We start from the raw sequence: 25,577 nt of genomic DNA, 5'->3' as shown, positions 1-25,577 counted from the left end.
GGAACCGAAAGAAAGACCTTGGGAGGGTGCGACAATGCGTCGCGCGCAGGCATGGAGTCGCCGCATCCGATGGATGCGGCTGTTCATGGGGGCAGGATTTATTCGCTTTTGCGTTCGGCTTGCAGGCGCTCGGCACCGGCAGGGTGGGACAGGCTGTAGATGTAAGCCGCGAGCAGTTGCACCTTGTCATTGCCGAGCAGTTCGTTTTGCGCCGGCATCTGGCCCTGGCGGCCATGGCGAATGGTCTGTTGCAACTGCGCCAGGCTGGTGCCGTAGATGAAGCCCGCCGGTTGCGTCAGGTTCGGCGCGCCCATGGCTTCGGTGCCTTGGCCGTTGGCGCCGTGGCAGGCGACGCAGGTGGTGCTGAACGCCTGTTTGCCGGCTTCCAGGTCGGCGCCGCTGTCCGCTGGCAGCGGCAGGCCGGCCAAATCATGGCGTACATACGCTGCGACGTTCTTGACCCCGGTGTCCCCCAGCACTTCACCCCACGCCGGCATCCCTGCCATGCGTCCCCCCATGATGGTGGTCTTGATGGTGTCGGCCGCGCCGCCCCAGCGCCAGTTGTTGTCGGTCAGGTTCGGGAAACCGAAGGCACCCTTGGCGTCCGAGCCGTGGCAAACCGAGCAGTTGGAGGCGAACAGGCGGCCACCCATTTTCAAGGCCTGCGGGTCCTTGGCGACTTCTTCCACGGGCATCGCGGCGAACTTGGCGAAGATCGGCCCGAACCTGGCATCGGCCTTGGCCATTTCCTTTTCCCATTCATGGACGCCGGTCCAGCCACTGTCGTAGCCGGGCAGGATGCCTTTCCAGTTGCCCAGGCCCGGGTACAGGACCAGGTAACCAACGGAAAACACCAGGGTGCCGGCGAACAGCAGGAACCACCATTGCGGCAGCGGGTTGTCGTACTCCTCGATACCGTCGAAGCTGTGGCCCATGGTCTGGTCGACACTGCCTTTGGTCTCGCCCTTGCGGGTACCGATCAACAGCCAGGTCAGGCCGATCAGGCTGCCGAGGGTCAGTACGCAGATCCACGTACTCCAGAAGGTGGTCATGGCCGGGTACTCCTTGTTGCAGGGGCTTGGGGATGGGGGATGTCGGCGGGCGGTTCATCGGCGAACGGCAGCAGGCGCGCCTCGGCGAACTCCGGGCCGCGCTTGCTGCTGAATGCCCACAGGAGCAGGCCGATGAAGGCCACGAACACCACGACCGTGCCCAGGCCGCGAATCATTCCAGTACTCATTTCAAGAAACATCGGGCTCACCTCTTGCTCTTGATGGCAGTGCCAAGCACTTGCAGGTAGGCCACCAGTGCGTCCATTTCGGTCTTGCCCTTGAGTGAGGCTACGCTGCCGGCGATGTCGTCATCGGTGTAGGGCACGCCGAGGGTGCGCATGGCGCGCAGCTTGGTTTCGGTGTGGCTGCTGTCCACCGCCTGGGTCACCAGCCACGGGTAGGCAGGCATCTTCGACTCGGGCACGACGTTGCGCGGGTTGTACAAGTGCGCGCGGTGCCAGTCATCGGAGTAGCGCGCGCCGACCCGGGCCAGGTCCGGCCCGGTGCGCTTGGAGCCCCACAGGAACGGGTGGTCCCAGACGCTTTCGCCGGCCACCGAATAGTGGCCGTAGCGCTCGGTCTCGGCGCGGAACGGGCGGATCATCTGGGAATGGCAGCCGACGCAACCCTCGCGGATGTAGATGTCGCGGCCTTCCAGTTGCAGGGCGGTGTAGGGCTTCATGCCATCCACCGGTTTGTTGGTCACGTCCTGGAAGAACAGCGGCACGATCTGGGTCAGGCCGCCGATGCTCACGGCCAGCACCATCAGCAGCATCAGCAGGCCGACGTTTTTTTCGATTGTTTCGTGTTTCATGGCGGACTCCTCAAGCCATCTGCGCGGCAGCGGCGGCTTCGGCAGGCTGGTAGGCCCGCACGGTGCGCCAGGTGTTGTAGGCCATCAGCAGCATGCCGCTGAGGAAGACCGCCCCGCCCACCAGCCGCACGATGAAGCCGGGGTGGCTGGCCACCAGGGTTTCGACGAAGGAGTAGGTGAGCGTGCCGTCCTCGTTCACCGCGCGCCACATCAGGCCCTGGGCGATGCCGTTGACCCACATCGAGGCGATGTACAGCACGGTGCCGATGGTCGCGAGCCAGAAATGCGCGTTGATCAGGCCGATACTGTGCATCTGTGGCCGGCCGAAGACTTTCGGGATCATGTGATACAGCGCGCCGATGGAAATCATCGCCACCCAGCCGAGCGCGCCGGCGTGGACGTGGCCGATGGTCCAGTCGGTGTAGTGGGAGAGGGCGTTGACAGTTTTGATCGCCATCATCGGACCTTCGAAGGTCGACATGCCGTAGAACGCCAGGGACACCACCAGGAAGCGCAGGATCGGGTCGCTGCGCAACTTATGCCAGGCGCCCGAGAGGGTCATCATGCCGTTGATCATGCCGCCCCAGCTGGGGGCCAGCAGGATCAGCGACATCACCATGCCCAGGGACTGCGCCCAATCCGGCAGCGCGGTGTAGTGCAGGTGGTGCGGACCGGCCCAGATGTACAGGGTGATCAGCGCCCAGAAGTGGACGATGGACAAGCGATAGGAATACACGGGACGCTCGGCCTGTTTCGGCACGAAGTAGTACATCATCCCCAAAAAGCCTGCGGTGAGGAAAAAGCCTACGGCGTTGTGCCCGTACCACCATTGCACCATCGCGTCAGTGGCCCCGGCATACACCGAGTAGGATTTGGTGAAGCTCACCGGCAGTTCCAGGTTATTGACGATGTGCAGGATCGCCACGGTCAGGATGAACCCACCGAAGAACCAGTTGCCCACGTAGATGTGCTTGGTGGTGCGCTTGGCCACGGTGCCGAAGAACACGATGGCGTAGGCGACCCAGACGATGGTGATCAGGATGTCGATCGGCCATTCCAGCTCGGCGTACTCCTTGGAGCTGGTGTAGCCCAGCGGCAGGCTGATGGCCGCCAGCAGGATCACCAATTGCCAGCCCCAGAAGCAGAACGCAGCGATCTTGGGTGCAAACAACCGGGTCTGGCAGGTGCGCTGTACCGAATAGAACGAACTGGCGAACAGGGCGCAGCCACCGAAGGCGAAGATCACCGCGTTGGTGTGCAGCGGGCGCAGGCGACCGAAGCTGGTCCAGGGCAAATCGAAGTTGAGCTGCGGCCAGACCAATTGGGCGGCGAGAAAAACCCCGAGCCCCATGCCGACGATGCCCCACACCACCGTCATAATGGCGAATTGGCGGACCACCTTGTAGTTGTAGGCGGTACTGATAGAAGTGTTCATGGTTCCCCATCCACGGTTCAGCCGAAGAGCGCCCTGCGCAAGGCAGCGCGACCTCTTCGCCTGGAGTTATAGGCAGACTGAAAGCGAGGCAAGCATGGACAAACAGCACAAGGCCAGTATTGACGGGGATCAATGGGCGCGGTGCGTGGCACAACACGGCTGGCTGTGGACGGCGGCGCAATCGGGCGCCGCTGCCGGGGCGCCCACCCTGGTCCTTGCCCACGGTGCCGGTGCGCCGATGGACAGCGGCTTCATGAACGAAATGGCCGCACGCCTTGCTGCCCATGGAGTCAACGTGTTGCGCTTCGAATTTCCCTACATGGCCCAACGACGCCTTGACGGCGGCAAACGACCACCCAATCCCGCCCCCAGGCTGCTGGAATGCTGGCGTGAGGTGTACGCCACGGTGCGGCCTTATGTCGCTGGACGGCTGGCCATCGGTGGCAAGTCCATGGGCGGGCGGATGGCCAGCCTGTTGGCCGACGAACTGCAAGCGGACGCCCTGGTGTGCCTGGGCTATCCCTTTTATGCGGCAGGTAAGCCGGAGAAACCCCGGGTCGAGCATTTGGCCGGGTTGAAGACCCCGGCGTTGATCGTCCAGGGTGAACGCGATGCGCTGGGCAGTCGTGAGGCGGTGAAGGGCTACACCTTATCGCCGAGTATTGAGGTGCTGTGGTTGGTGGCGGGGGATCATGATTTGAAGCCTCTGAAGGCTTCGGGATTCAGTCATGAGCAGCACTTGGAGGCTGCGGCGCTGGGGGTGGCGGGGTTTCTGCTTCGGGTGTGAGGTGGTTGGGCGGGCCTCATCGCGAGCAGGCTCGCTCCCACAGGGAATTGCATTCCAAGTGTGGGAGCGAGCCTGCTCGCGATGGCGGTCTGACAGAACAAAACCAACAGTCAGCGGTTGAACCGCTCCACCAACGAATACTGGGTATTGGCCGTGCGGGTCAGTTCTTCGCTCAGTAGCGCCGAGCTGTGGGCCTGTCCCGAGGTCTGGTCGGCCAGTTCCGAGATGTTGCTGATGTTGCGGCTGATCTCCTCGGCCACCGAGCTCTGTTCCTCTGTGGCGGCAGCGATCTGGGTGGTCATGTCGGTGATGTTGGCCACCGCTTCGCTGATGCCCACCAGCGCTGCGTCCGCTTCCATCACCCGCGCCACGCCTTCTTCGGCCTGGCGATGGCCGGCGTCCATGGTCTGCACGGCATTGGTGGCGGTTTGCTGGAGCTTGGCGATCAAGGCGTGGATCTGCCCGGTGGATTCGCTGGTGCGTTGCGCCAGTTGCCGGACTTCATCGGCCACCACGGCAAAGCCGCGGCCCATTTCGCCGGCACGGGCCGCCTCGATGGCGGCATTGAGGGCCAGCAGGTTGGTCTGGTCGGCGATGCCTTTGATCACGTCCACCACGCCGCCGATCTCGTCGCTGTCCTTGGCCAGTTGGGTCACGGTCTGGCCGGTTTCGCCCACCACCACGGACAAGCGTTCGATGGCCTCGCGGGTTTCCCCGGCGATGTCGCGTCCGCGACCGGTCAGGCGGTTGGCTTCCTGGGTGGCGTCGGCGGTGCGTTGCACGTGGCTGGCGACTTCCTGGGTGGTGGCGGCCATCTGGTTGACCGCGGTGGCCACCTGTTCGGTTTCCACGCGCTGGCGTTCCAGGCCGCTGGAACTGTTGTGGGCCAGGGTGTTGGACTGTCGCGCCTGCTCATTGAGGTGCTCGGCGGTGTCCTGCAGGCGGGTCAGGCAGGTTTTCAGGCGAGCTTCCTGGCTGAGGATCGACATTTCCAGGCGTGCCTGGACGCCACGGCTGTCGGTGTACATCCGGGCGATCAGCGGATCGGACGTGGTTTGTTCGGCCAGGCGCAGCAGGCGCTTGATCCCGCGTTGCTGCCATTGCAGGCCCATCAGCCCGAGGGGCACCGACAGCAGGGCGGCCAGGGCAAATCCCCAGGAGGAATTGAGGAAGGCGCCCACGACGAAGCTCAACTGGCTGACCAGGATGAACGGCAGCCAGTCCTGGAGCATAGGCACCCATTTGTCGCTGCCGGGAACCGCCGACTTGCCCTGGTTGATGCGCAGGTAGAGGGCTTCGGCGCGGGCGATCTGCTCTGCGCTGGGCTTGACCCGGACCGACTCGTAGCCGACCACCTGGTTGCCTTCGAACACCGGAGTGACGTAGGCGTTGACCCAATAGTGATCGCCGCTTTTGCAGCGATTCTTGACGATGCCCATCCATGGCAAGCCTTGTTTCAGGGTGTTCCACATATGGGCGAACACGGCCGACGGGACGTCGGGGTGGCGCACCAGGTTGTGGGGCGAACCAATCAGTTCTTCCTTGGAAAACCCGCTGATTTCAACGAACGCGTCGTTGCAGTAGGTGATCACGCCCTTGGCATTGGTGGTGGAGATCAATCGTTGCTGGGCCGGAAAGGTCCTTTCGCGTTGTGTGATGGGTTGGTTGTTACGCATGGTCGTGATAATCCGCAAGGCTTTACAGGTTGTCGGCAACGTCAGGTTTTTATTGAAGTTATTTTCCCCGTCGGTATCACGCCAGCATCGGGTAGGTAAACAGGGCGAAATGAAGCAGATTGAGGCCGAAGTGGGTGGCAATTGCCGCGCCCAGGCCGCCAAAGCGATAGGCGAGACCGTAGCCGACCCCCGCGAGGCCCGACAGCAGCACCCAGTGCCAACCCGCGCCGGCATGTACCAGGCCGAACAGCAGCGAGGCCAGGAGCAATGCCAGGTTGTCGCCATGGGCCAGATGACTGAAGCGCCGGCTCAGGCTGCCTTGAATGTAGCCACGAAACAGCGCTTCTTCTACCACCGTCACCAGTAACAGGTTGTTGGCGACCCAGATCCATGCATGGTCCGGCCACTTCGGTGCCCAGTGGATCATGCCCAGCACGATTGCCCCACCCAAGGCCAATATCGCGCTCAGTGTCAGACCCAGGGCCGTGGCCAGGATCGACAGGCCAAGCGTGCGCCGGCCGACGATCCATGGGCACGCCAGCAACAGCCAGAAACCGATCAGCGGCTTGTCTTGATTCAAGTACATGGCAAACGGTGCGGCGTCATCGGTCAGGCGATGGGGCGGGATCGCTCGTCCGTTGAAAAAACCCGGCATCCAGTGCAGGGCCAGTGCCAGGGCCAGGACGAGGAAAACAGCGTGACCGAGAAAGCGGCCGATCGGTATTTGCCGCTGGCGAACCGCATAGCCGGCCAGTAGCAACAGTGCGATTGAAATGGCGGCGGTCCAGGCCAGTTTTCCGTAGGCCACGGCAAGGCAGTAGCCCACAGACAGGAGGGCCAGGTAGGGCCAGGGTAAAGCAGGCATATAACGTCCTTTTAGGCTGTGGAGCTTTGGGCGAAAGTGGCCGCCGCGTCTACGACGTTGCCATGTCGCGCAAAGAGCACATATTTGTATCCATGCAGATTCATGCGTAGGCGTGGAAAATCGGCCGGCTGACCCAGATCCTTGGGCGTCGGCGGGGGAGAGTATAAGCGCAGCGATACAAAAAGCGGCGATTGATCTGGTGATTGATACTTTTCAGCCAAGGGCAGGACTGTGGGAGCGGGTTTGCTCGCGAAAGCGCTGGTCCAGTCATTGCAGCAACAACAGAACGACTGCCTTCGCGAGCAAGCCCGCTCCCACAGGAATTGCGTTTAACCTGAAATCAATTGCCGCAGGACGTAGTGCAGGATCCCGCCTGCCTTGAAGTATTCCACTTCATTCAGGGTATCGATCCGACACAACACTTCGATCCGCTCCTGGCTACCGTCCTCGCGGGTGATCACCAGCGGCAGGTTCATCCGCGGCGTCAGCTCGACGTCGTTCAGGCCAAGGATGTCCAGGGTTTCCTTGCCGGTCAGGTTCAGGCTCTTGCGATTCTGATCGAGCTTGAACTGCAAAGGCAGTACGCCCATGCCCACGAGGTTGGAACGGTGGATGCGCTCGAAGCTTTCGGCGATCACCGCCTTGACCCCCAGCAGGTTCGTACCCTTGGCCGCCCAGTCCCGACTGGAGCCGGTGCCGTATTCCTGCCCCGCGATCACCACCAGCGGCGTGCCCTTGGCCTGATACAGCATGGCGGCGTCGTAGATCGGCATTCTTTCGCCGCTGGGAATGTAGATCGTATTGCCGCCTTCCTCGCCGCCGAGCATTTCGTTGCGGATCCGGATATTGGCGAACGTGCCACGCATCATCACTTGGTGATTACCGCGCCTTGAGCCGTAGGAGTTGAAGTCCCGGGGTTCCACGCCTTGTTCACGCAGGTACCGCCCGGCCGGACTGTCGGCCTTGATATTGCCGGCCGGGGAGATGTGGTCGGTGGTGACCGAATCGCCGAGCAGGGCCAGTACCCGAGCGCCTTCGATGTTGCGAATGGCCGGTGGTGGCCCGTCGATGCCGTCGAAGAAGGGCGGGTGCTGGATATAGGTCGAGTCCGCCTGCCAGACGTAAGTCGCCGCTTGCGGCACCTCGATGGCCTGCCATTGCTCGTCGCCGGCAAACACGGCGGCGTACTCCTTGTGGAACATGCCGGTGTCCACCTGAGCCACGGCGTCGGCGACTTCCTTGCTGCTGGGCCAGATGTCCCGCAGGTATACCGGGTTGCCGTCGCGGTCATTACCCAGCGGTTCGCTGCTGATATCGATACGCACCGTGCCGGCCAGGGCGTAGGCCACCACCAGCGGCGGCGAGGCCAGCCAGTTGGTCTTGACCAGCGGATGCACGCGGCCTTCGAAGTTACGGTTGCCCGACAGTACCGAAGCCACGGTCAGGTCGGCTTTCTGGATGGCTTTTTCGATCGGGTCCGGCAAGGGCCCGGAGTTGCCGATACAGGTGGTGCAGCCGTAGCCCACCAGGGCAAAGCCCAGTTGATCCAGGTACTCGGTCAGGCCGGCGGCCTGATAGTAATCGGTGACCACTTTGGAACCCGGAGCCAGGGAACTCTTGACCCAGGGCTTGCGGGTCAGGCCTTTTTCCACGGCTTTTTTCGCCAGCAGCCCGGCGGCCATCATCACGCTGGGGTTGGAGGTGTTGGTGCAGGAAGTAATGGCCGCGATCACCACTGCACCGTTTTTCAGGCGATGGGTGTGGCCTTCGAACTCGTACTCGGCCTCACCCACCTGATCGGCATTGCCCACCGCGACGCCACCGCCGCCTTCGCTTTCCAGGCGACCTTCTTCCTTGCTGGTGGGTTTGACCTGCAGCCCCAGGAAATCGCTGAACGCCTGGCCGACATTGGGCAGTGAAACCCGGTCCTGTGGGCGTTTCGGCCCGGCCAGGCTGGCTTCGACGCTGCCCATATCCAACTCCAGGGTGTCGGTGAACACCGGTTCCTTGCCAGGCAAGCGCCACAAGCCCTGAGCTTTGCAATAGGCCTCTACCAGTTTCACCGTTTCCGCCGGGCGTCCGGACAAGCGCAGGTAATCCAGGGTGACGTCGTCCACCGGGAAGAAACCGCACGTGGCGCCATACTCCGGGGCCATGTTGGCGATGGTGGCGCGGTCGGCCAGGGGCAGGTCGGCGAGGCCATCGCCATAGAACTCGACGAATTTGCCCACCACGCCTTTCTTGCGCAGCATCTGTGTGACGGTGAGGACCAGGTCGGTGGCGGTGATGCCTTCGCGCAGCTTGCCGGTGAGCTTGAAGCCGATGACCTCGGGAATCAGCATCGACACTGGCTGGCCCAGCATGGCCGCTTCGGCCTCGATCCCACCGACACCCCAGCCCAGTACACCGAGGCCATTGATCATGGTGGTGTGGGAATCGGTGCCCACCAACGTATCCGGGAAGGCATAGGTGCGGCCGTCTTCCTCCTTGGTCCAGACGGTGCGCCCCAGGTATTCGAGGTTGACCTGATGGCAGATCCCGGTGCCCGGTGGCACCACGCTGAAGTTGGCGAAGGCGCTCTGGCCCCAGCGCAGGAAGGCGTAGCGTTCGCCGTTGCGCTGCATCTCGATGTCGACGTTCTGCTCGAACGCCTGGCGGCTGGCGAACTTGTCCACCATCACCGAGTGGTCGATCACCAGGTCCACCGGCGACAGCGGGTTGATCCGCTGGGGATCGCCGCCGGCCTTCTCCACGGCGGCGCGCATGGCGGCCAGGTCGACCACGGCCGGGACACCGGTGAAGTCTTGCATCAACACCCGTGCCGGGCGGTATTGAATCTCGCGGTCGGAACGGCGTTCTTTCAACCACCCGGCCAGCGCCTTGAGGTCGGCGCCGGTGACGGTCTTTTCATCTTCCCAGCGCAGCAGGTTTTCCAGCAGCACTTTCAGCGACATGGGCAGCTTGTCCAGGTCACCCAGGCTGCGGGCGGCGTCCGGCAGGCTGAAATAGTGGTAGGCCTTGGCGTCGACCTGCAGTGTTTTAAGGGTTTTCAGGCTATCGAGGGATGGCATTGAAATCACTCCTTTGAGTCCGCACGGTTACGGACTGACGGGACGGACAGAGCCTTTAACCTAGCCCTGTTTCGAGCGTATGACTAATCACTGGACTCTATGGGCAGGTTCGGGGTTCCGAAGTCCGCTATCATGCGCCGATTTTCGTGACAGGCTTTGCTACGGAGTTTCAATGAACACGCTTTTCATGCACTGCCGGCCGGGCTTCGAGGGCGAGGTCTGTTCCGAGATCGCCGAACACGCCGCCAGGCTCAACGTGGCCGGTTATGCCAAGGCCAAGCCGGCCAGTGCCTGCGCTGAATTCGTCTGCACCGAAGAGGACGGCGCCGAGCGGCTGATGCGCGGCCAGCGTTTCGCCGGCCTGATTTTTCCGCGCCAATGGGCCCGTGGCACCTTCATTGATCTGCCGGAAACCGACCGTATCAGTGTCATCCTGTCCCACATGGCGCAGTTTCCGGCTTGCGGCAGCCTGTGGCTGGAGGTGGTCGACACCAACGATGGCAAGGAACTGTCGAACTTCTGCAAGAAATTCGAAGGCCCGCTGCGCAAGGCGCTGTCCGGTGCCGGCAAACTGGTGGACGATCCGCACAAGCCGCGCCTGCTGCTGACGTTCAAAAGTGGCCGTGAAGTGTTCCTGGGGCTGGCGGAGGCGGACAACTCGGCGATGTGGCCAATGGGCATACCGCGCCTGAAGTTCCCTCGGGAAGCACCGAGCCGCTCGACCCTCAAGCTCGAAGAAGCCTGGCACCACTTCATTCCGCGGGACCAGTGGGACGAGCGCCTGCACAGTGACATGACCGGTGTGGATCTGGGGGCCGCGCCGGGCGGTTGGACCTGGCAACTGGTCAATCGCGGGATGCTGGTGACCGCCATCGACAACGGCCCGATGGCCGAAAGCCTGATGGACACGGGCCTGGTGCAACACCTGATGGCGGATGGCTTTACCTTCAAACCCAAGCAGCCGGTTGACTGGATGGTCTGCGACATCGTCGAGAAGCCGGCACGCAATGCGGCGATGCTGGAAGAGTGGATCGGCGAGGGCCATTGTCGCGAGGCAGTGGTCAACCTCAAGCTGCCGATGAAGCAGCGCTATGCCGAAGTGAAACGCCTGCTCGAACGCATTGCCGAGGGCTTCAAGGCCCGGGGGATCAAGGTGCAGATCGGGTGCAAGCAGCTGTACCACGACCGCGAAGAGGTGACGTGCCATTTGCGGCGGCTGGACAGCAAGAAGCCTGTGGGAACCAAGCCTGGTGGGAGCAAAGCTTGCTCGCGATGAGTCAACGCGGTCTTTCAGAATCGCGGCGCCCGCATCGCGGGCAAGCCTTGCTCCCACAACCTTGCGCCCACAGAACCGAAATATGCGGGCTTTGTTCCAACCCGACATTGCGCGACAATGCCGGCCAGTTTCAGGAGTAGAACATGAGTGAAATGAACGATACGCCGGTCGACGGCACGCTGGACGCCACCGGCCTCAACTGCCCTGAGCCGGTGATGATGCTGCATCAGCACATTCGCGACCTGGTGCCGGGCGGACTATTGAAGGTGATTGCCACCGACCCCTCGACCCGCCGCGACATCCCCAAGTTCTGCGTGTTTCTCGACCACGAACTGGTGGCCCAGGACGAGGTGGACGGTACGTACCGCTACTGGATCCGCAAGAAGCTCGCTTAACCCATCGAGCGGCTGATGCGGATCTGTTTGCGCGCGCTGCGGGCCAGGCGGATCGACAGCATCAGCGCCGCGCAGCTCAGGCCCACGATCAGGCCTTGCCACAACCCGCTCGGGCCGCTGGCCGCGCCGAACCAATCGGTCAGCCCCAAGGCGTAACCCACCGGCAAGCCGATGCCCCAGTAGGCGAACAGGGTCAGGATCATGGTTACCCGCGTGTCCTGGTAGCCGCGCAACGCGCCCGCCGCGGTGACCTGGATCGCGTCGGAAAACTGGAACAGCGCCGCGTAAACGATCAACATCGACGCGACGTCGATCACCACCGGGTCGGCGGTGTAGATCGCGGCGATGGGGCCGCGTAGCGCCAACATCAGGCTCGCCGACAGGCAGGCATACACCAGGGCCGCGCCCATGCCCACGCCGGCGGCGAAACGCGCCTCGCGAGGCTGGCCCCGTCCCAGTGTCTGGCCGACCCTTACCGTCACGGCCATGGCCAGGGAGTAGGGAATCATGAACACCAGCGAACTGAAGTTCAGCGCGATCTGATGCCCGGCCACCACCGTGGCGCCGAGGCTGCCGATCAGCAGCGCAATCACCGCAAAAATACTCGACTCGGCAAACACCGCGATGCCAATCGGCAGGCCGATCCCCAGCAGGCGCTGGATGACGGCCCAGCGCGGCCAATCGAAACGGCTGAATAAATGGCTCGACCTATAGGCCGGCGCCCAGCGTGTCCAGCCGGCCATGCCCAGGGCCATCACCCACATGACGATAGCCGTCGCCCAGCCGCAACCGACGCCGCCCATGGCCGGCACGCCCAGGTGTCCGTAGATGAAGATGTAGTTGAGCGGAATGTTCAGCGCCAATCCGCACAACCCCAATACCATCGCCGGTCGCGTGCGGCCCAGGCCGTCGCTGAAGCAGCGCAGTACATGGTACAGCGCCACGGCCGGCAGGCCGGTGCCGATCCCTCGCAGGTACTCCATGCAAGGGCCGATCAGCTCCGGGTCCACCTTCATGGTGTGCAGGATCGGCTCGGCACTGAACAGCGCCAGCGTTGCCATCAACCCGACCACTAGCGCCAGCCACAGGGCCTGGCGCACCAGCGGGCCGATTTCGTCGAAGGTTCCAGCACCGAAGCGCTGGGCGACTTTCGGCGTAGTCGCCAGCAACGTGCCGGTCATCAACAGAAACACCGGCACCCAGATCGAGTTGCCCAGTGCTACCGCCGCCAGGTCCCGTGGGCCGACACGACCGGCCATCACCGCATCGACGAAGCCCATGGCGGTGGTCGCCAGTTGCGCCACCATGATTGGCAGCGCCAGGGCCAGCAGCGTCCTGACCTCCAGACGAATCCGGGCCGGGCGGGAGAGAAGGGTAGGGGTGTCGATCACGGGATTCACAGGCGAAGCGTCCGAAAAATTAAGCGCAAGGCGGCGGATTCTACGCGTTGACGCAATGGTCAGGAAAAAAGCTGTGTTGGGGATTTGTAAACGGTCCCCGGGGGCGAAACCTGTGGGAGCGAAGCTTATCCTGATGCCGGTCGGTTAAGGATCGAACGGCGCAAAACCCGTGGGAGCAAAGCTTGCTCGCGATAGCCGCAGGCCGGCCAACATTATTGCTGGCTGACTTACCGCTATCGCGAGCAAGCTTTGCTCCCATGGCTTAACTGACCGACATTGGGACAAGCCCTGCTCCCACAGAAAGCCGCGACTGCCAGCTCACCATCATTCACTTCCACTAATGCGCAGACACACCGGAACGCCTACACTGCCCACCCCGCCAAAGGAGCTTTGCCATGCTGATCGTCGCCGACGAAAACATTCCCCTGCTCGATGCCTTTTTCAAGGGCTTCGGTGAGATCCGCCGGGTACCGGGGCGCAGCATTGACCGGGATATCGTCGCGCAGGCCGATGTGTTGCTGGTGCGCTCCGTCAGCCGGGTCAATCGTGAGTTGCTGGAAGGCAGCAACGTGCGTTTTGTCGGCACTTGCACCATAGGCACCGATCACCTGGACCTAGATTACTTCGCCGAGGTCGGTATCCGCTGGGCCAGTGCGCCGGGCTGCAATGCCCGTGGCGTGGTGGACTATGTGCTGGGCAGCCTGATGACCCTGGCTGAAATCGAAGGCGCGGATCTGCGGCAGCGTACCTTCGGCGTGGTCGGCGCGGGCCAGGTGGGCGGACGCTTGATCGATGTGCTCAAAGGCCTGGGCTGGGACGTGAAGGTATGCGATCCACCCCGCCAGGCGAACGAGGGCGGCGACTATGTGAGCCTGGAACAGATCATCGAGCAGTGCGATGTGATCAGCCTGCATACCCCCCTGACGCGCGACGGCGAGCAACCGACCTGGCATCTGTTCGACGAGCAACGCCTCAATCGCCTCAAGCCCGGCACCTGGCTGATCAATGCGGCCCGCGGGCCGGTGATCGATAACACTGCGTTGCGCAATGTGTTGTTGGCGCGCGAAGACCTGCAAGCGGTGCTGGATGTCTGGGAGCAGGAGCCCACGGTGGACGTGGACCTGGCCGACCTGTGCGTGATCGCCACGCCACACATTGCCGGCTACAGCCTCGATGGTCGCCAGCGCGGCACGGCGCAGATCTATGAAGCCTTGTGCGCGTTCCTGGAGACACCGGTTGCAGTCAGTCTCGGCGATCTGCTGCCCCGTCCCTGGCTGGGCGGTATCACCCTGGACGCGGCCACCGACCCGGCCTGGGCGCTGGCCGCGCTGTGCCGTGGCGTATACGACCCGCGTCGTGACGATGCGGACTTTCGCCGTAGCCTGGTGGGAACGGTCAGCGAGCAACGCAGTGCCTTCGATGCCCTGCGCAAACATTACCCGCCGCGCCGGGAGATCGACAGTTTGAAGGTGCGCATTGAAGGGCAATCACCGGCGTTGCAGCGGATCGTGAATGCGCTGGGTGCCACCCCCCTTTAACCCTCGCCACAGGGTTTGCACAGTCCATGGGCACAAAAAACCCGACACAGGGTCGGGTTCAATCGAAGACGGGCTGTATCACTTTTGTTCGGCAGGCTTGACCAGTCGTTGTTCAAGTTCACTGCAGGCTTTCTGGATCATCTCTTCGGTGATCGGTACTTCGCGCCCTTGGGCGTCGATGAACGAGCAGCCCAGGGACTGGTCCGGTTGCGTGCGGATCACTTGAATCTTGTCGTCGCTGCTGTGTTGCAAGGACATGGCCTGTCTCCTCATCAGGTTTTAATGTCTACTGTACTGTCGTCAGGTGACTGAGAAATGACACTCCTTGTCGGTCATGACGACAGCTCTACTCAAACAGAAATACTTGTACGTTTCCAGTCAGACTTTAGACCGATACCCTCTAGTGGGTGGTCATCGCGTTTATATTTAACCTGACTCATTCTGATTCAATAAGGTTCCGCTACGCTGCGCTTCGGTGCCGTTGACCGACCCTTCCCCTGTTGCATTATCGGACGCTATTGATGCTTTCTTCCCAACATCGCCGTGCCATAGGCCTGGCCAGTGGTTTTATCGCCCCTTACCGCAAGCAGGTCGTCGGCGCGTTGTTGGCGCTCATCGTCACGGCGGGTATCACCTTGTCCATGGGGCAGGGCATCCGGTTGCTGGTGGACCAGGGTTTCATGACCCGTTCTCCTCAGTTGCTGAACCAGTCCATCGGCTTGTTCATGGTGCTGGTGATAGGCCTGGCAATCGGGACCTTCTCCCGGTTCTACCTGGTGTCGTGGATTGGCGAGCGCGTGGTGGCCGACATCCGGCGACAGGTTTTCAACCATCTGGTGTACTTGCACCCGGGGTTTTATGAAAACAACCGCAGCTCGGAGATCCAGTCGCGCCTGACCGCCGATACCACGTTGCTGCAATCGGTGATCGGTTCGTCCTTGTCGCTGTTTCTGCGCAATGCCCTGATGGTCATCGGTGGCATCGTGCTGTTGTTCATCACCAACCCCAAGCTCACCAGCATCGTGGTGATTGCGCTGCCGCTGGTGTTGGCGCCGATCCTGGTATTCGGTCGTCGGGTGCGCAGCCTGTCCCGACAGAGCCAGGACCGTATCGCCGATGTCGGCAGCTACGTTTCGGAAACCCTGGGCCAGATCAAGACCGTGCAAGCCTACAATCATCAGGTCCAGGATGAGCGACGTTTTGCCGTCACGGTGGAGCAGGCTTTCGAAACCGCCCGCAAACGCATCGCCCAGCGCGCCTGGCTGATCACCCTGGTGATCGTGCTGGTGCTGGGAGCGGTGGGCGTAATGCTCTGGGTGGGCGGCATGGACGTGATCGCCGGGCGGATTTCCGGCGGTGAGCTGGCGGCATTCGTGTTCTACAGTCTGATTGTCGGCAGCGCCTTCGGTACGCTGAGCGAGGTGATCGGCGAACTGCAACGGGCCGCCGGCGCGGCCGAACGTATCGCCGAGTTGCTGCGTTCGCAGAACATCATCCAGCCACCGTCTTCGGACCTGGTGACGTTGCCGAAGCGGGTCCGGGGCGACCTGCGTCTTGAAAGTGTGCGGTTCTCCTATCCATCCCGACCGGAAAGCTATGCGGTCGACGGCCTGGACCTGACGGTCAATGCTGGCGAAACCCTCGCCCTCGTCGGACCGTCAGGCGCGGGCAAATCGACGGTGTATGACTTGTTGCTGCGTTTCTACGATCCGGCACAAGGCCGGATTCTCATTGATGAGGTGCCGCTGACCCGACTCGATCCGCTGGACCTGCGCCGTCATTTCGCCCTGGTTTCGCAAAACCCGGCGCTGTTCTTCGGCACCGTGGAAGAAAACATCCGCTACGGCAATCCCGACGCCACTGCCGAGCAGGTGCGCGAGGCGGCCCGGATTGCCCATGCCCACGACTTCATCGAAAAAATGCCCGATGGTTACCAGACCCACCTGGGCGACGGTGGCCTGGGGTTGTCCGGCGGCCAGCGCCAACGCCTGGCCATCGCCCGGGCGCTGTTGGTGGACGCGCCGATCCTGCTGTTGGACGAAGCCACCAGCGCCCTCGATGCGCAAAGCGAACACCTGATCCAGCAAGCCCTGCCCAACCTGATGAAAAACCGCACCACCCTGGTCATCGCCCATCGCCTGGCCACGGTGAAGAACGCTGACCGGATCGCGGTGATGGATCAGGGCCGGGTGGTGGCGGTAGGCACGCATCAGGAGCTGGTTGCCAGCAATGAGCTGTATGCGCGGTTGGCGGCGTTGCAGTTCAACCAGCAAGGCGAGGTGGCTCAATGAGTGCTGTTGGCGCCCATGTGGGGCATCATGTCGTACTGTTTATCTGGCTTGGATAAGGGTATGAGTCGTCACGCGCCACCGTTGACATTGACGACCCGGATGCTGGGGTTGATTGCTGACATCAGCGAGCAGATCGGTCAGCTTTCGGCTGTCAATGATCATCAACAGACTCCGCAATTGCGCCGTGGAAACCGGATCCGCACGATTCACGCCTCGTTGGCGATTGAAAACAATACCTTGAGTGTCGAGCAGGTCACTGCGGTTCTGGCCGGACAGCGGGTGTTGGGGTTGCCCCGTGAGATCCAGGAAGTGCGCAATGCCTTTGCCGCTTACGAGGCCATGCCTGATTGGGGGCCTGACAGTCGGACCGACCTGCTTCGAGCACATGAGCTACTGATGCAGGGCTTGATTGACGATGCAGGGCAGTTTCGCCGTGCTGGAGTAGGCATCTATCGGGGCGACCAATTGGTGCATATGGCTCCGCCCCCCAGCCGTGTGGGGCATCTGATCGATGATCTGCTGGCGTGGGTCGGGTCATGCGATTGGCATCCGCTGGTGATCAGCTGCGTTTTTCACTATGAATTCGAGTTCATTCACCCGTTCGCTGACGGCAACGGGAGAATGGGGCGTCTCTGGCAAACCCTGATTCTCAGCCGGTGGAGGCCGATTATGGCTTATTTGCCGGTTGAGGCAGTCATTCGCGCTCAACAGGACGCTTACTACGCTGCATTATCGGCCGCCGACCGGCTTGCCGAGGCAACGCCTTTCGTGGAGTTCATGCTGCAGTCGCTGAACATCGCACTTGGGGAGGCGATTCGTAATGAGCCGACCACCGACCTAGTAACCGACCTGGTAACCGACCCAGTAGCCAGGCTGCTTCAAATACTGGGCAGCGGGCCTCCACTGAAAATCAGTGAGCTGATGGGGAAGTTGGGATTGGTACACAAGGCTACCTTTCGGGGTAACTACCTCAAGCCGGCATTGACGGCGGGCTTGATCGAAATGACCGATCCAGAGTCGCCCAGCAGTCCGACGCAACGGTATCGCCTTACTCTGCCAGGCAAGCAGGCCTTGGCACAGCTTGGCTGAGACTTGCTGGCACATACCCCTCCAATGTGGGAGCGAGCAGGCTCGATCCCACAGGATGGCATTATCCGAATAGGGGACGCTTCAGCTCACTGATCGTCAAAATACCGCTCATGCCAGTCCACCAGCGGTTGTGGTGAGTTGAGTTTCTGGCCGTAGATCACCGAGTACGACAAGACGTTCTGCACGTATTGGCGGGTTTCGTCGAAGGGGATGCTTTCGACCCAGACGTCGAAGCTCAGGTGGTCGGCGCCGCGCAGCCACTGCCGTACACGGCCGGGGCCGGCGTTGTAGGCGGCCGAGGCCAGGACGCGGTTGCCGTTGAACTGGCTGTGGACCTGACTCAGGTACGCTGCGCCGAGCTCGATGTTCTTGTCCGGATCCAGCACCTGCTGGGGCGAAGCCAGCGGGATGCTGAATTTGCGTGCGGTTTCCTTGGCGGTGCCGGGCATCAGTTGCATCAGGCCGGCGGCACCCACGCCGGAGCGCGCATCATCCATGAAGGCGCTTTCCTGGCGGGTGATGGCGAACACCCAGCTCGAGTGCAGGCCACGGACCTTGGCTTCGCGCACCAGGGTATCGCGGTGCGCCATCGGGAAGCGGATGTCCAGGTCGTCCCAGTACTTGGCCTGGCTGATGGTGCGGATGGCCGGGAAATACCATTTCAGGTCGTAGGCCAGCTTCGCCTGGGCGACCATCTCGTCCCGGCTGAAATGCCGGCTGACGTGATACCACTCACGGCGCCCATCGACGATCTGCCCGCGGGCATGGAATTCCAGGGCTCGGCGGACACCCGGCGTATTGCGCACTTTGTTGATCAGGGCCTGGCTCAGCACCAGGGGCTTGTTGGCGAGCGAGTAGGGCGATTGGGAGCGGTCGGCAGCCAGGAAGCCATAAAAATCCCGCTCGCGAGCCAGGTGCTTGTAAAGCGTCAAGGCTTCGGGGTTTTGCGGTTGAGCCAGTTCCAGGCTGCGGGCCTGCCAGTAGCGCCAGCGGTTGGTGCTGGCCAGCGACTCGGGCAGACGACGGGTCAACTGATAGGCGTCGTCCCAGCGACCCAGGCGCAGCAGCAGGCGCAGGCGCCATTCCGAAACGGTGTCGTCCCGCAGCTCCGGGTCATACTGCGTCATCATATCGAGGGCGCGACTGTCGAAGCGCTTGGCCAGGGTCAGGCCGATCTCCCGGGCGATGGCAACTTTTTCGTCGCGAGAAAAATGCATGGTGCTGGCGTAGCCGTCCAGCAGTGCCATGGCTTTATCCGGATCCTGGCGGGCGAGGCGACGCAGGCCGAGGCTGACGATATCGGACATCGGCTCATCGGCCGGGATGAAGCGCGAGGGCTGGTTGAGCAGTTCGGGTTTCTGCGCCACGTCCACCAGCAATTTGCCACGAGGGGCGAGGGTGACCAGGCCGCTGACCAGGCTATTGGCCAGTGGATAATTTCGGGCCTGGGCCGCCAGTTTGGCGCGCTCCCAGCGTTTCTGCTCGGTCAGCTGGCCTTGGGAGGCCCAGAGGCCGAACAGCGCATCGCAGGCCTGTGGTTGGGATTTACCGGTGAGCCAGAGCTTTTCGGTGTTGGCGTAGCCCTCGGCCTTGAGGCCGTGGCTGAGCTGGTACTGGGCATTGAGGCAGTCCAGCTCGGTGAAGTTGAGCTTGGGGTCGTAGTATTTGACGAAGGTCGCCCAGTCGCCGCGTTCGGCCAGCCAGCGCAACCAGCGCAGTTTCATCCAGTTGGCCTGGGGCAGGTCACCGTGTTCGGCGAGGAATTTCTCGATTTCGGCATTGCTCGCGCTTTTGAGGCGAGCGGTCAGTTCGTCGTAGGCCAGGTACGGTTCCAGCGGATAATCGCGCAGGGCCTGGCTATAACGGAAATAGGGGCCGGAATCACCCTTGGCCAAGGCTCGCTTGGCTTCATCGTAATACTGGCGCTGGGTGGAAATATCCACCGCTTGAGCGGTTTGAACGGCAGTGGCACACACGAAAAAACAAGACAGAACAGTAATAAGGCGACTGCGCATGAGACATCCGGGCAGAAAAAAAACATGAAAAGCCCAAGGGGTAACCCAGGGTAACTGCCTGTAGCTTAGCCTTTTGCCAGCAGCCGGCGAAAGCTTTGCGGGGCCGTCGGTGCAAGTTCGCAACATTTGTTATGCAGAGTGATTCAACGACGAAAATGGCGGACCCCTGAAGTCTCATCTCAGGTAGAATGCGCGCCCGGTTTTTGGAGAAGCTCATGACCCTGCTCAAATTCAGCGATGTGTCCCTTGCTTTCGGCGCGATGCCGTTGTTGGACAAGGTGTCCTGGCAGATCGCCCGTGGTGAGCGGGTGTGCATCATCGGCCGCAACGGCACCGGCAAGTCCAGCATGATGAAGCTGGTCAAGGGCGATCAGAAGCCTGACGACGGCTCGGTCTGGCGTGCCCCCGGCCTGAAGATCGGTGAGTTGCCCCAGGAACTGCCGCTGGCCGACGAGCGGACGGTGTTCGATGTGGTTGCCGAGGGCCTGGACGGTGTCGGCGCGCTGCTGGCCGAATATCACCACCTGAGCCAGAACATCGTCACCGATGCCGACCTGGAAAAACTGATGCATGTGCAGCACGACCTCGAAGCCCGCGATGGCTGGCGTCTGCAGCAATTGGTCGACAGCACCCTGAGCCGCCTGCAACTGCCGGCCGACAAGACCCTCGCCGAGCTGTCCGGTGGCTGGCGTCGCCGTGTCCTGCTGGCCCAGGCCCTGGTGTCCGAGCCGGACCTGCTGCTGCTCGACGAACCGACCAACCACCTGGACATCGGCGCCATCGCCTGGCTTGAAGAAGCCTTGAAGGATTTCCAGGGGGCGGTACTGTTCATCACCCACGACCGTTCTTTCCTGCAGAACCTGGCGACCCGCATTCTTGAACTGGACCGGGGCGGCCTGATCGACTGGAACGGTGACTACGCCAGTTTCCTGGTGCACAAGGAAGCGGTCCTGGCGGCGGAAGAAACCGCCAACGCGCTGTTCGACAAGCGGCTGGCCCAGGAAGAAGTCTGGATCCGCCAGGGCATCAAGGCCCGTCGTACCCGTAACGAAGGTCGTGTGCGCGCCCTCAAGGCCCTGCGTGTCGAGCGCAGCGAGCGTCGCGAGCGCACCGGGAAGGCCAATATCCAGCTGGAAACGGCTGAAAAATCCGGCAAGCAGGTGATGGTCCTGGAAAACGTCAGCTTCGCCCATCCCGGCGGGCCGTTCCTGGTCAAGGATTTCTCCATGGTCCTGCAACGCGGCGACCGCATCGGCCTGCTGGGCGCCAATGGTACCGGCAAGACCACCTTGCTCAAGCTGATGCTCGGCGGCCTGGTGCCGTCCAGCGGCAAGGTGGAAGAGGGGACCAAGATCGACGTCGCCTACTTCGACCAGTTGCGTCATCAACTGGACCTGGAAAAGACCGTGATCGACAACGTGGCCGAAGGCCGCGACTTCATCGATATCGACGGCCAGAGCCGCCATGTATTGAGCTACCTCGGCGACTTCCTGTTCAGCCCCCAGCGTGCCCGTACCCCGGTCAAGGCGTTGTCCGGTGGTGAGCGCGCCCGTCTGCTGCTGGCGAAACTGTTCAGCAAGCCGGCCAACCTGCTGGTGCTCGACGAACCGACCAACGACCTGGACGTGGAAACCCTCGAATTGCTGGAAGAGGTGCTGCTGACCTTCAACGGCACCGTGCTGATGGTCAGCCACGACCGGGCATTCCTCGACAACGTGGTCACCAGCACCCTGGTGTTCGAAGGTGAAGGTCGGGTTCGCGAATACGTCGGCGGGTATCAGGACTGGCTGCGCCAGGGCGGCTCGCCGCGCCTTCTGGGTGTGACCGAGAGCAAGTCCGGCAAGGCCGACTTGAATTCGGCGGTGGTCAAGGCCGAGCCTGCTCCGGTAGCCGCCGCAGCCCCGGCGCCAGCCAAGAAGAAGCTCAGCTACAAGCTACAACGCGAGCTGGAAGCATTGCCGGGCGATATCGATACCAAGGAAGCACAGATCGCCGCGGTGCAGGCCGAGATGGCCGATGCCGGTTTCTACCAGCGGCCGGCGGCGGAAACCGCCAAGGTGATCGCGCATCTGGAGCAGTTGCAGGCTGAACTGGATGCGCTGGTGGAGCGTTGGGCCGAGCTGGATGCCTGATTTGAAAGGCGGCCCTTTGTAGAAGCGGGCCTGCTCGCGATAGCGGTGTGTCAGCTAACAGGGATGTCGACTGTGCTGACGTCATCGCGAGCAGGCTCGCTCCCACAAGGCTTCATAGCCGTTATGCGCGCTTGACCAGGTGCACCGCCAGTACATCGCAGGGCGCGCCATGCAGCACGTCATTGGCGGTGGAGCCCAGCAGCAGCGCCAGCCCGTGGCGACCATGACTGCCGACGACGATCAGGTCGCAACCCTGTTCCCTGGCGAGATGATGGATCTCCTGGCGCGGTTGGCCGTAGGTCAGGTGGCTGTTTTCCCGTTTCAGGTCCGGATATTTCACGATCAGGCGGTCAAGGCGTTCCTTGGCCTGATCGAACTGCTGTTGCTGCAGTTGGGAAAGGTCCATGGGGACATCGCCGCCAAAGGCCATGGCCATCGGCTCGACGATATGCACCAGTGACAGCTTGGTCTCTCGGCCATCGCACAGGGCGCGAGCGCGTTTGATGACGGGATCGCATTCTTCAGTAAGGTCGACGGCGACCAGGATGTGTTCGTAATACATGAAAAGCACTCCAGAGAATGGCGATACGGTTAAGTATGGCTGGTTTCAAGCGCATTGACGGCGACATGGGTCAATGGCTCATCAGAATTCGGGAGTACTGATATGACGGTCTGGATAGTGGTGTCAATCCTGTTGGTGGTATTGAGCCCCCTGGCATGGTTGCGGCCGTCCCGTGTACAGAGCGGTCGCATAGCCCTGCGCATGGAGGCCCGTCGCCTCGGCCTGGCCATGCAATTGGCCCCCCAGGAGTGGCCGCACTGGCTCGATTCCCAGCCTCCGAACCCCTGCGCGCAGTACCATCGGCCCCGGCGCGGTAAGGAACCAGCCTGTTGGAGCTACTGGCAAAGCGCACCGGGCGTCTGGGTCAACCAGTGGCGGGAGGTTTGCCTGGATGAGTCGTTGCTCGAGCATTTCAGGAAATTGCCGGCCAACGTCTACAAGATCGAAGCCGACCGGCAAATGGTCACCCTGTACTGGGGTGAGAAGGGCGAAGTCACTGTTTTGCAGGATATTGCCGCGGTGCTCAAGGCCCTGGCCTGAGCATAAAAAAGCCCGACAGTCGCGTCGGGCGGGTTGGCCAGGCAGGCCGTAAACCTATTCAAATCCGGACGTTCGTTCGTAACGTCCCAGCGCCAGGCGCTTCCATAACGTATCCGCCAGCATAGCCGGTTGTCGTCATTGCGCCTGGAATTAGGGCGACTTTTCTAATTATTGATCCTATGAATGTCCGCACATGCAGCGTCGTGTTGCGGATCTGCAGGGTCATGGAAATGACCGTCAAGTCGCGTCCGGGCACTTGTTTAGGGCGATTGACAATTGTCGGAAATTCCGTGAAGGTGACGTACCCAAATCAAACGGGCGTATGAATTGAGCGTTTGTATTTTCCGAACGTTCCTACAGAACCCCGACTATCGCGTTGACGGGTGTGCCTGGCGGATTGGCGTAGCATCGACGGTAACGTCAATGCCGAACCAGTGGTCAGCGTTCAACGTGTACTGTTCAGCTTCCATATCGTGGAGATCAGTTGATGATTTACGAAGGTAAAGCCATCACGGTTAAGGCTCTTGAAAGTGGCATCGTCGAACTGAAGTTCGATCTCAAGGGTGAGTCCGTCAACAAGTTCAACCGTCTAACCCTGAATGAATTGCGTCAGGCCGTGGACACTATCAAGGCAGACGCTTCGATCAAGGGTGTGATCGTCAGCAGCGGCAAGGACGTCTTCATTGTCGGTGCCGATATCACCGAATTCGTCGACAACTTCAAGCTGCCCGATGCCGAACTGATCGCTGGCAACCTCGAAGCCAACCGTATTTTCAGCGACTTCGAAGATCTCAACGTACCGACCGTTGCGGCCATCAATGGCATCGCCCTGGGTGGCGGCCTGGAAATGTGCCTGGCAGCGGACTATCGCGTCATGTCTTCCACCGCCAAGATCGGCCTGCCGGAAGTCAAACTGGGCATCTACCCTGGCTTCGGCGGTACCGTGCGCCTGCCGCGCCTGATCGGTGCCGACAACGCCATCGAATGGATTGCCGCCGGCAAGGAAAACCGTGCCGAAGACGCGCTGAAAGTCGGCGCCGTGGATGCCGTGGTCGAACCTGGCAAGCTCCAGGAAGCTGCCCTTGAGTTGATCAAGCGCGCCATCAGCGGCGAGTTCGACTACAAGGCCAAGCGCCAGCCGAAGCTGGAAAAGCTCAAGCTCAACGCCATCGAACAGATGATGGCCTTCGAAACCGCCAAGGGTTTCGTGGCCGGTCAGGCTGGTCCGAACTACCCTGCGCCGGTCGAGGCGATCAAAACCATCCAGAAAGCCGCGAACTTCGGTCGCGACAAGGCCCTGGAAGCCGAAGCCGCCGGTTTCGTCAAACTGGCCAAGACCTCGGCGGCACAAAGCCTGATCGGTCTGTTCCTCAATGACCAGGAACTGAAGAAAAAGGCCAAGGCCTACGATGAAATCGCCCGTGACGTGAAGCAGGCCGCCGTGTTGGGCGCCGGCATCATGGGCGGTGGTATCGCCTATCAGTCGGCGTCCAAAGGCACGCCGATCCTGATGAAGGACATCAATGAACACGGGATCGAGCAAGGCCTGGCCGAAGCTGCCAAGCTGCTGGTGGGTCGCGTCGATAAAGGTCGCATGACCGCGGCGAAGATGGCCGAAGTGCTCAACGGCATTCGCCCGACCCTGTCCTACGGTGATTTCGGCCATGTCGACCTGGTGGTCGAAGCGGTTGTCGAAAACCCGAAGGTCAAGCAAGCGGTATTGGCTGAAGTCGAAGACAAGGTCAAGGAGGATACGATCCTCGCGTCGAACACCTCGACCATTTCCATTTCGCTGCTGGCCAAGGCCCTCAAGCGTCCGGAAAACTTCGTCGGCATGCACTTCTTCAACCCGGTGCACATGATGCCGCTGGTGGAAGTGATCCGTGGCGAGAAGTCCAGCGAGCTGGCCATTGCCACCACCGTTGCCTATGCGAAGAAGATGGGCAAGAACCCGATCGTCGTCAACGACTGCCCGGGCTTCCTGGTCAACCGCGTGCTGTTCCCGTATTTCGGCGGCTTCGCCAAGCTGGTCAGCGCTGGTGTGGACTTCGTGCGCATCGACAAGATCATGGAAAAATTCGGCTGGCCGATGGGCCCGGCGTACCTGATGGACGTGGTCGGTATCGACACCGGCCACCATGGTCGCGACGTCATGGCTGAAGGTTTCCCGGACCGCATGAAGGACGACCGTCGTTCGGCTGTCGACGTGCTCTACGAAGCCAAGCGCCTGGGCCAGAAGAACGGCAAGGGCTTCTACGCCTACGAGACCGACAAGCGCGGCAAGCAGAAGAAAGTGGCCGATCCGTCGGTACTGGAAGTGCTCAAGCCGATCGTCTACGAGCAGCGCGAAGTTACCGACGAGGACATCATCAACTGGATGATGATCCCGCTGTGCCTCGAAACCGTGCGTTGCCTGGAAGACGGCATTGTCGAAACCGCCGCCGAAGCCGACATGGGTCTGGTCTACGGTATCGGTTTCCCTCCATTCCGTGGCGGTGCGCTGCGCTACATCGATTCGATCGGTGTGGCTGAGTTCGTTGCCCTGGCTGACCAGTACGCTGATCTGGGCGCGCTGTACCACCCCACCGCGAAGCTGCGTGAGATGGCCAAGAACGGCCAGAGCTTCTTCGGTTAAGCGC

General features: G+C 61.8%; 20 protein-coding genes. 9 read left to right on the top strand and 11 right to left on the bottom strand.

Features of this window, described 5'->3' with window-relative positions:
- Positions 1–98 precede the first annotated feature (98 nt).
- Genes ccoP through ccoN form a run of 4 tightly spaced genes read right to left on the bottom strand, consistent with a single transcriptional unit; the run spans position 99 to position 3,301 of the window.
- On the bottom strand, positions 99–1,052 hold the full coding sequence (gene ccoP / locus CGA22_RS02525; RefSeq protein WP_041023252.1) for a cytochrome-c oxidase, cbb3-type subunit III: 954 nt from the start codon (positions 1,050–1,052) through the stop codon (positions 99–101).
- Positions 1,049–1,252, bottom strand: a complete 204-nt coding sequence (locus CGA22_RS02520) for a cbb3-type cytochrome oxidase subunit 3 (protein ID WP_041023253.1) — start codon at positions 1,250–1,252, stop codon at positions 1,049–1,051. The genes ccoP and CGA22_RS02520 overlap by 4 nt, the downstream gene beginning before the upstream one ends.
- A 5-nt stretch (positions 1,253–1,257) precedes the next feature.
- Positions 1,258–1,866 carry a cytochrome-c oxidase, cbb3-type subunit II gene (gene ccoO, locus CGA22_RS02515; RefSeq protein WP_024777895.1) on the bottom strand — a complete coding sequence of 203 codons (609 nt, stop codon included), beginning with the start codon at positions 1,864–1,866 and terminating at the stop codon, positions 1,258–1,260.
- A gap of 10 nt (positions 1,867–1,876) precedes the next feature.
- Entirely contained in the window at positions 1,877–3,301 is a 1,425-nt protein-coding gene (gene ccoN / locus CGA22_RS02510) for a cytochrome-c oxidase, cbb3-type subunit I (RefSeq protein WP_041023254.1), read from the bottom strand.
- 94 nt (positions 3,302–3,395) lie between these two features.
- Here ccoN and CGA22_RS02505 point away from each other — a divergent pair, with 94 nt between their 5' ends.
- Positions 3,396–4,088, top strand: a complete 693-nt coding sequence (locus tag CGA22_RS02505; protein WP_041023255.1) for an alpha/beta family hydrolase — start codon at positions 3,396–3,398, stop codon at positions 4,086–4,088.
- Positions 4,089–4,198: 110 nt separating this feature from the next.
- Here the strand turns inward: CGA22_RS02505 and CGA22_RS02500 are convergent, their stop codons facing one another.
- The 3 genes from CGA22_RS02500 to acnA form a co-directional block, all read right to left on the bottom strand.
- Entirely contained in the window at positions 4,199–5,764 is a 1,566-nt protein-coding gene (locus tag CGA22_RS02500) for a methyl-accepting chemotaxis protein (protein ID WP_041023256.1), read from the bottom strand.
- Positions 5,765–5,840: 76 nt separating this feature from the next.
- A complete protein-coding gene (locus tag CGA22_RS02495) occupies positions 5,841–6,629 on the bottom strand; it encodes a CPBP family intramembrane glutamic endopeptidase (protein WP_041023257.1) in 789 nt (262 codons plus the stop codon).
- A 329-nt stretch (positions 6,630–6,958) separates the two neighbouring features.
- A complete protein-coding gene (gene acnA / locus CGA22_RS02490) occupies positions 6,959–9,700 on the bottom strand; it encodes an aconitate hydratase AcnA (RefSeq protein WP_041023258.1) in 2,742 nt (913 codons plus the stop codon).
- Between the two features lie 172 nt (positions 9,701–9,872).
- On the opposite strand from acnA, the gene rlmM reads away from it, so the two are divergent.
- Both rlmM and tusA read left to right on the top strand, forming a co-directional pair.
- Positions 9,873–10,976: a 23S rRNA (cytidine(2498)-2'-O)-methyltransferase RlmM gene (rlmM, locus tag CGA22_RS02485; protein WP_052435150.1), complete on the top strand. Its 1,104-nt coding sequence runs from the start codon at positions 9,873–9,875 to the stop codon at positions 10,974–10,976.
- Positions 10,977–11,119: 143 nt separating this feature from the next.
- Entirely contained in the window at positions 11,120–11,371 is a 252-nt protein-coding gene (tusA, locus tag CGA22_RS02480) for a sulfurtransferase TusA (protein WP_041023259.1), read from the top strand.
- On the opposite strand, the gene CGA22_RS02475 is transcribed toward tusA, so the two are convergent.
- Positions 11,368–12,771 carry an MATE family efflux transporter gene (locus tag CGA22_RS02475; protein ID WP_041023260.1) on the bottom strand — a complete coding sequence of 468 codons (1,404 nt, stop codon included), beginning with the start codon at positions 12,769–12,771 and terminating at the stop codon, positions 11,368–11,370. The two genes, tusA and CGA22_RS02475, sit on opposite strands and share 4 nt — an antisense overlap.
- Positions 12,772–13,166: 395 nt before the next feature.
- On the opposite strand from CGA22_RS02475, the gene pdxB reads away from it, so the two are divergent.
- A complete protein-coding gene (gene pdxB, locus CGA22_RS02470) occupies positions 13,167–14,309 on the top strand; it encodes a 4-phosphoerythronate dehydrogenase PdxB (RefSeq protein ID WP_041023261.1) in 1,143 nt (380 codons plus the stop codon).
- A gap of 78 nt (positions 14,310–14,387) precedes the next feature.
- Here pdxB and CGA22_RS02465 read toward each other — a convergent pair whose 3' ends face one another.
- Positions 14,388–14,567, bottom strand: a complete 180-nt coding sequence (locus tag CGA22_RS02465; RefSeq protein WP_041023262.1) for a PA1571 family protein — start codon at positions 14,565–14,567, stop codon at positions 14,388–14,390.
- Between the two features lie 263 nt (positions 14,568–14,830).
- Here CGA22_RS02465 and CGA22_RS02460 point away from each other — a divergent pair, with 263 nt between their 5' ends.
- Together CGA22_RS02460 and CGA22_RS02455 are read left to right on the top strand one after the other, a co-directional pair.
- Positions 14,831–16,600 (top strand): ABC transporter transmembrane domain-containing protein, encoded by a 1,770-nt coding sequence (locus CGA22_RS02460; protein ID WP_041023263.1) that lies wholly within the window; start codon positions 14,831–14,833, stop codon positions 16,598–16,600.
- Between the two features lie 60 nt (positions 16,601–16,660).
- The gene (locus CGA22_RS02455; RefSeq protein WP_041023269.1) at positions 16,661–17,689 is read left to right on the top strand and encodes a Fic family protein; all 1,029 of its coding nucleotides are present in this window, start codon (positions 16,661–16,663) and stop codon (positions 17,687–17,689) included.
- Positions 17,690–17,775: 86 nt separating this feature from the next.
- Here the strand turns inward: CGA22_RS02455 and CGA22_RS02450 are convergent, their stop codons facing one another.
- A complete protein-coding gene (locus CGA22_RS02450; RefSeq protein ID WP_041023264.1) occupies positions 17,776–19,704 on the bottom strand; it encodes a transglycosylase SLT domain-containing protein in 1,929 nt (642 codons plus the stop codon).
- Positions 19,705–19,919: 215 nt separating this feature from the next.
- Here CGA22_RS02450 and CGA22_RS02445 point away from each other — a divergent pair, with 215 nt between their 5' ends.
- The gene (locus CGA22_RS02445; protein ID WP_041023265.1) at positions 19,920–21,836 is read left to right on the top strand and encodes an ATP-binding cassette domain-containing protein; all 1,917 of its coding nucleotides are present in this window, start codon (positions 19,920–19,922) and stop codon (positions 21,834–21,836) included.
- A gap of 121 nt (positions 21,837–21,957) precedes the next feature.
- Here the strand turns inward: CGA22_RS02445 and CGA22_RS02440 are convergent, their stop codons facing one another.
- On the bottom strand, positions 21,958–22,398 hold the full coding sequence (locus CGA22_RS02440; RefSeq protein ID WP_041023266.1) for a universal stress protein: 441 nt from the start codon (positions 22,396–22,398) through the stop codon (positions 21,958–21,960).
- A 102-nt stretch (positions 22,399–22,500) separates the two neighbouring features.
- Here CGA22_RS02440 and CGA22_RS02435 point away from each other — a divergent pair, with 102 nt between their 5' ends.
- Together CGA22_RS02435 and fadB are read left to right on the top strand one after the other, a co-directional pair.
- Positions 22,501–22,938, top strand: coding sequence for a hypothetical protein (locus tag CGA22_RS02435; protein ID WP_041023267.1), 438 nt, complete (start codon positions 22,501–22,503; stop codon positions 22,936–22,938).
- Between the two features lie 487 nt (positions 22,939–23,425).
- The gene (gene fadB / locus CGA22_RS02430) at positions 23,426–25,573 is read left to right on the top strand and encodes a fatty acid oxidation complex subunit alpha FadB (protein ID WP_041020097.1); all 2,148 of its coding nucleotides are present in this window, start codon (positions 23,426–23,428) and stop codon (positions 25,571–25,573) included.
- Positions 25,574–25,577 lie beyond the last annotated feature (4 nt).

It is taken from the genome of Pseudomonas sp. PSB18 (assembly GCF_014596565.1).
In the GTDB taxonomy this organism is placed as follows: Bacteria; Pseudomonadota; Gammaproteobacteria; order Pseudomonadales; family Pseudomonadaceae; genus Aquipseudomonas.
This window is presented reverse-complemented; position numbering and strand designations above follow the sequence as displayed.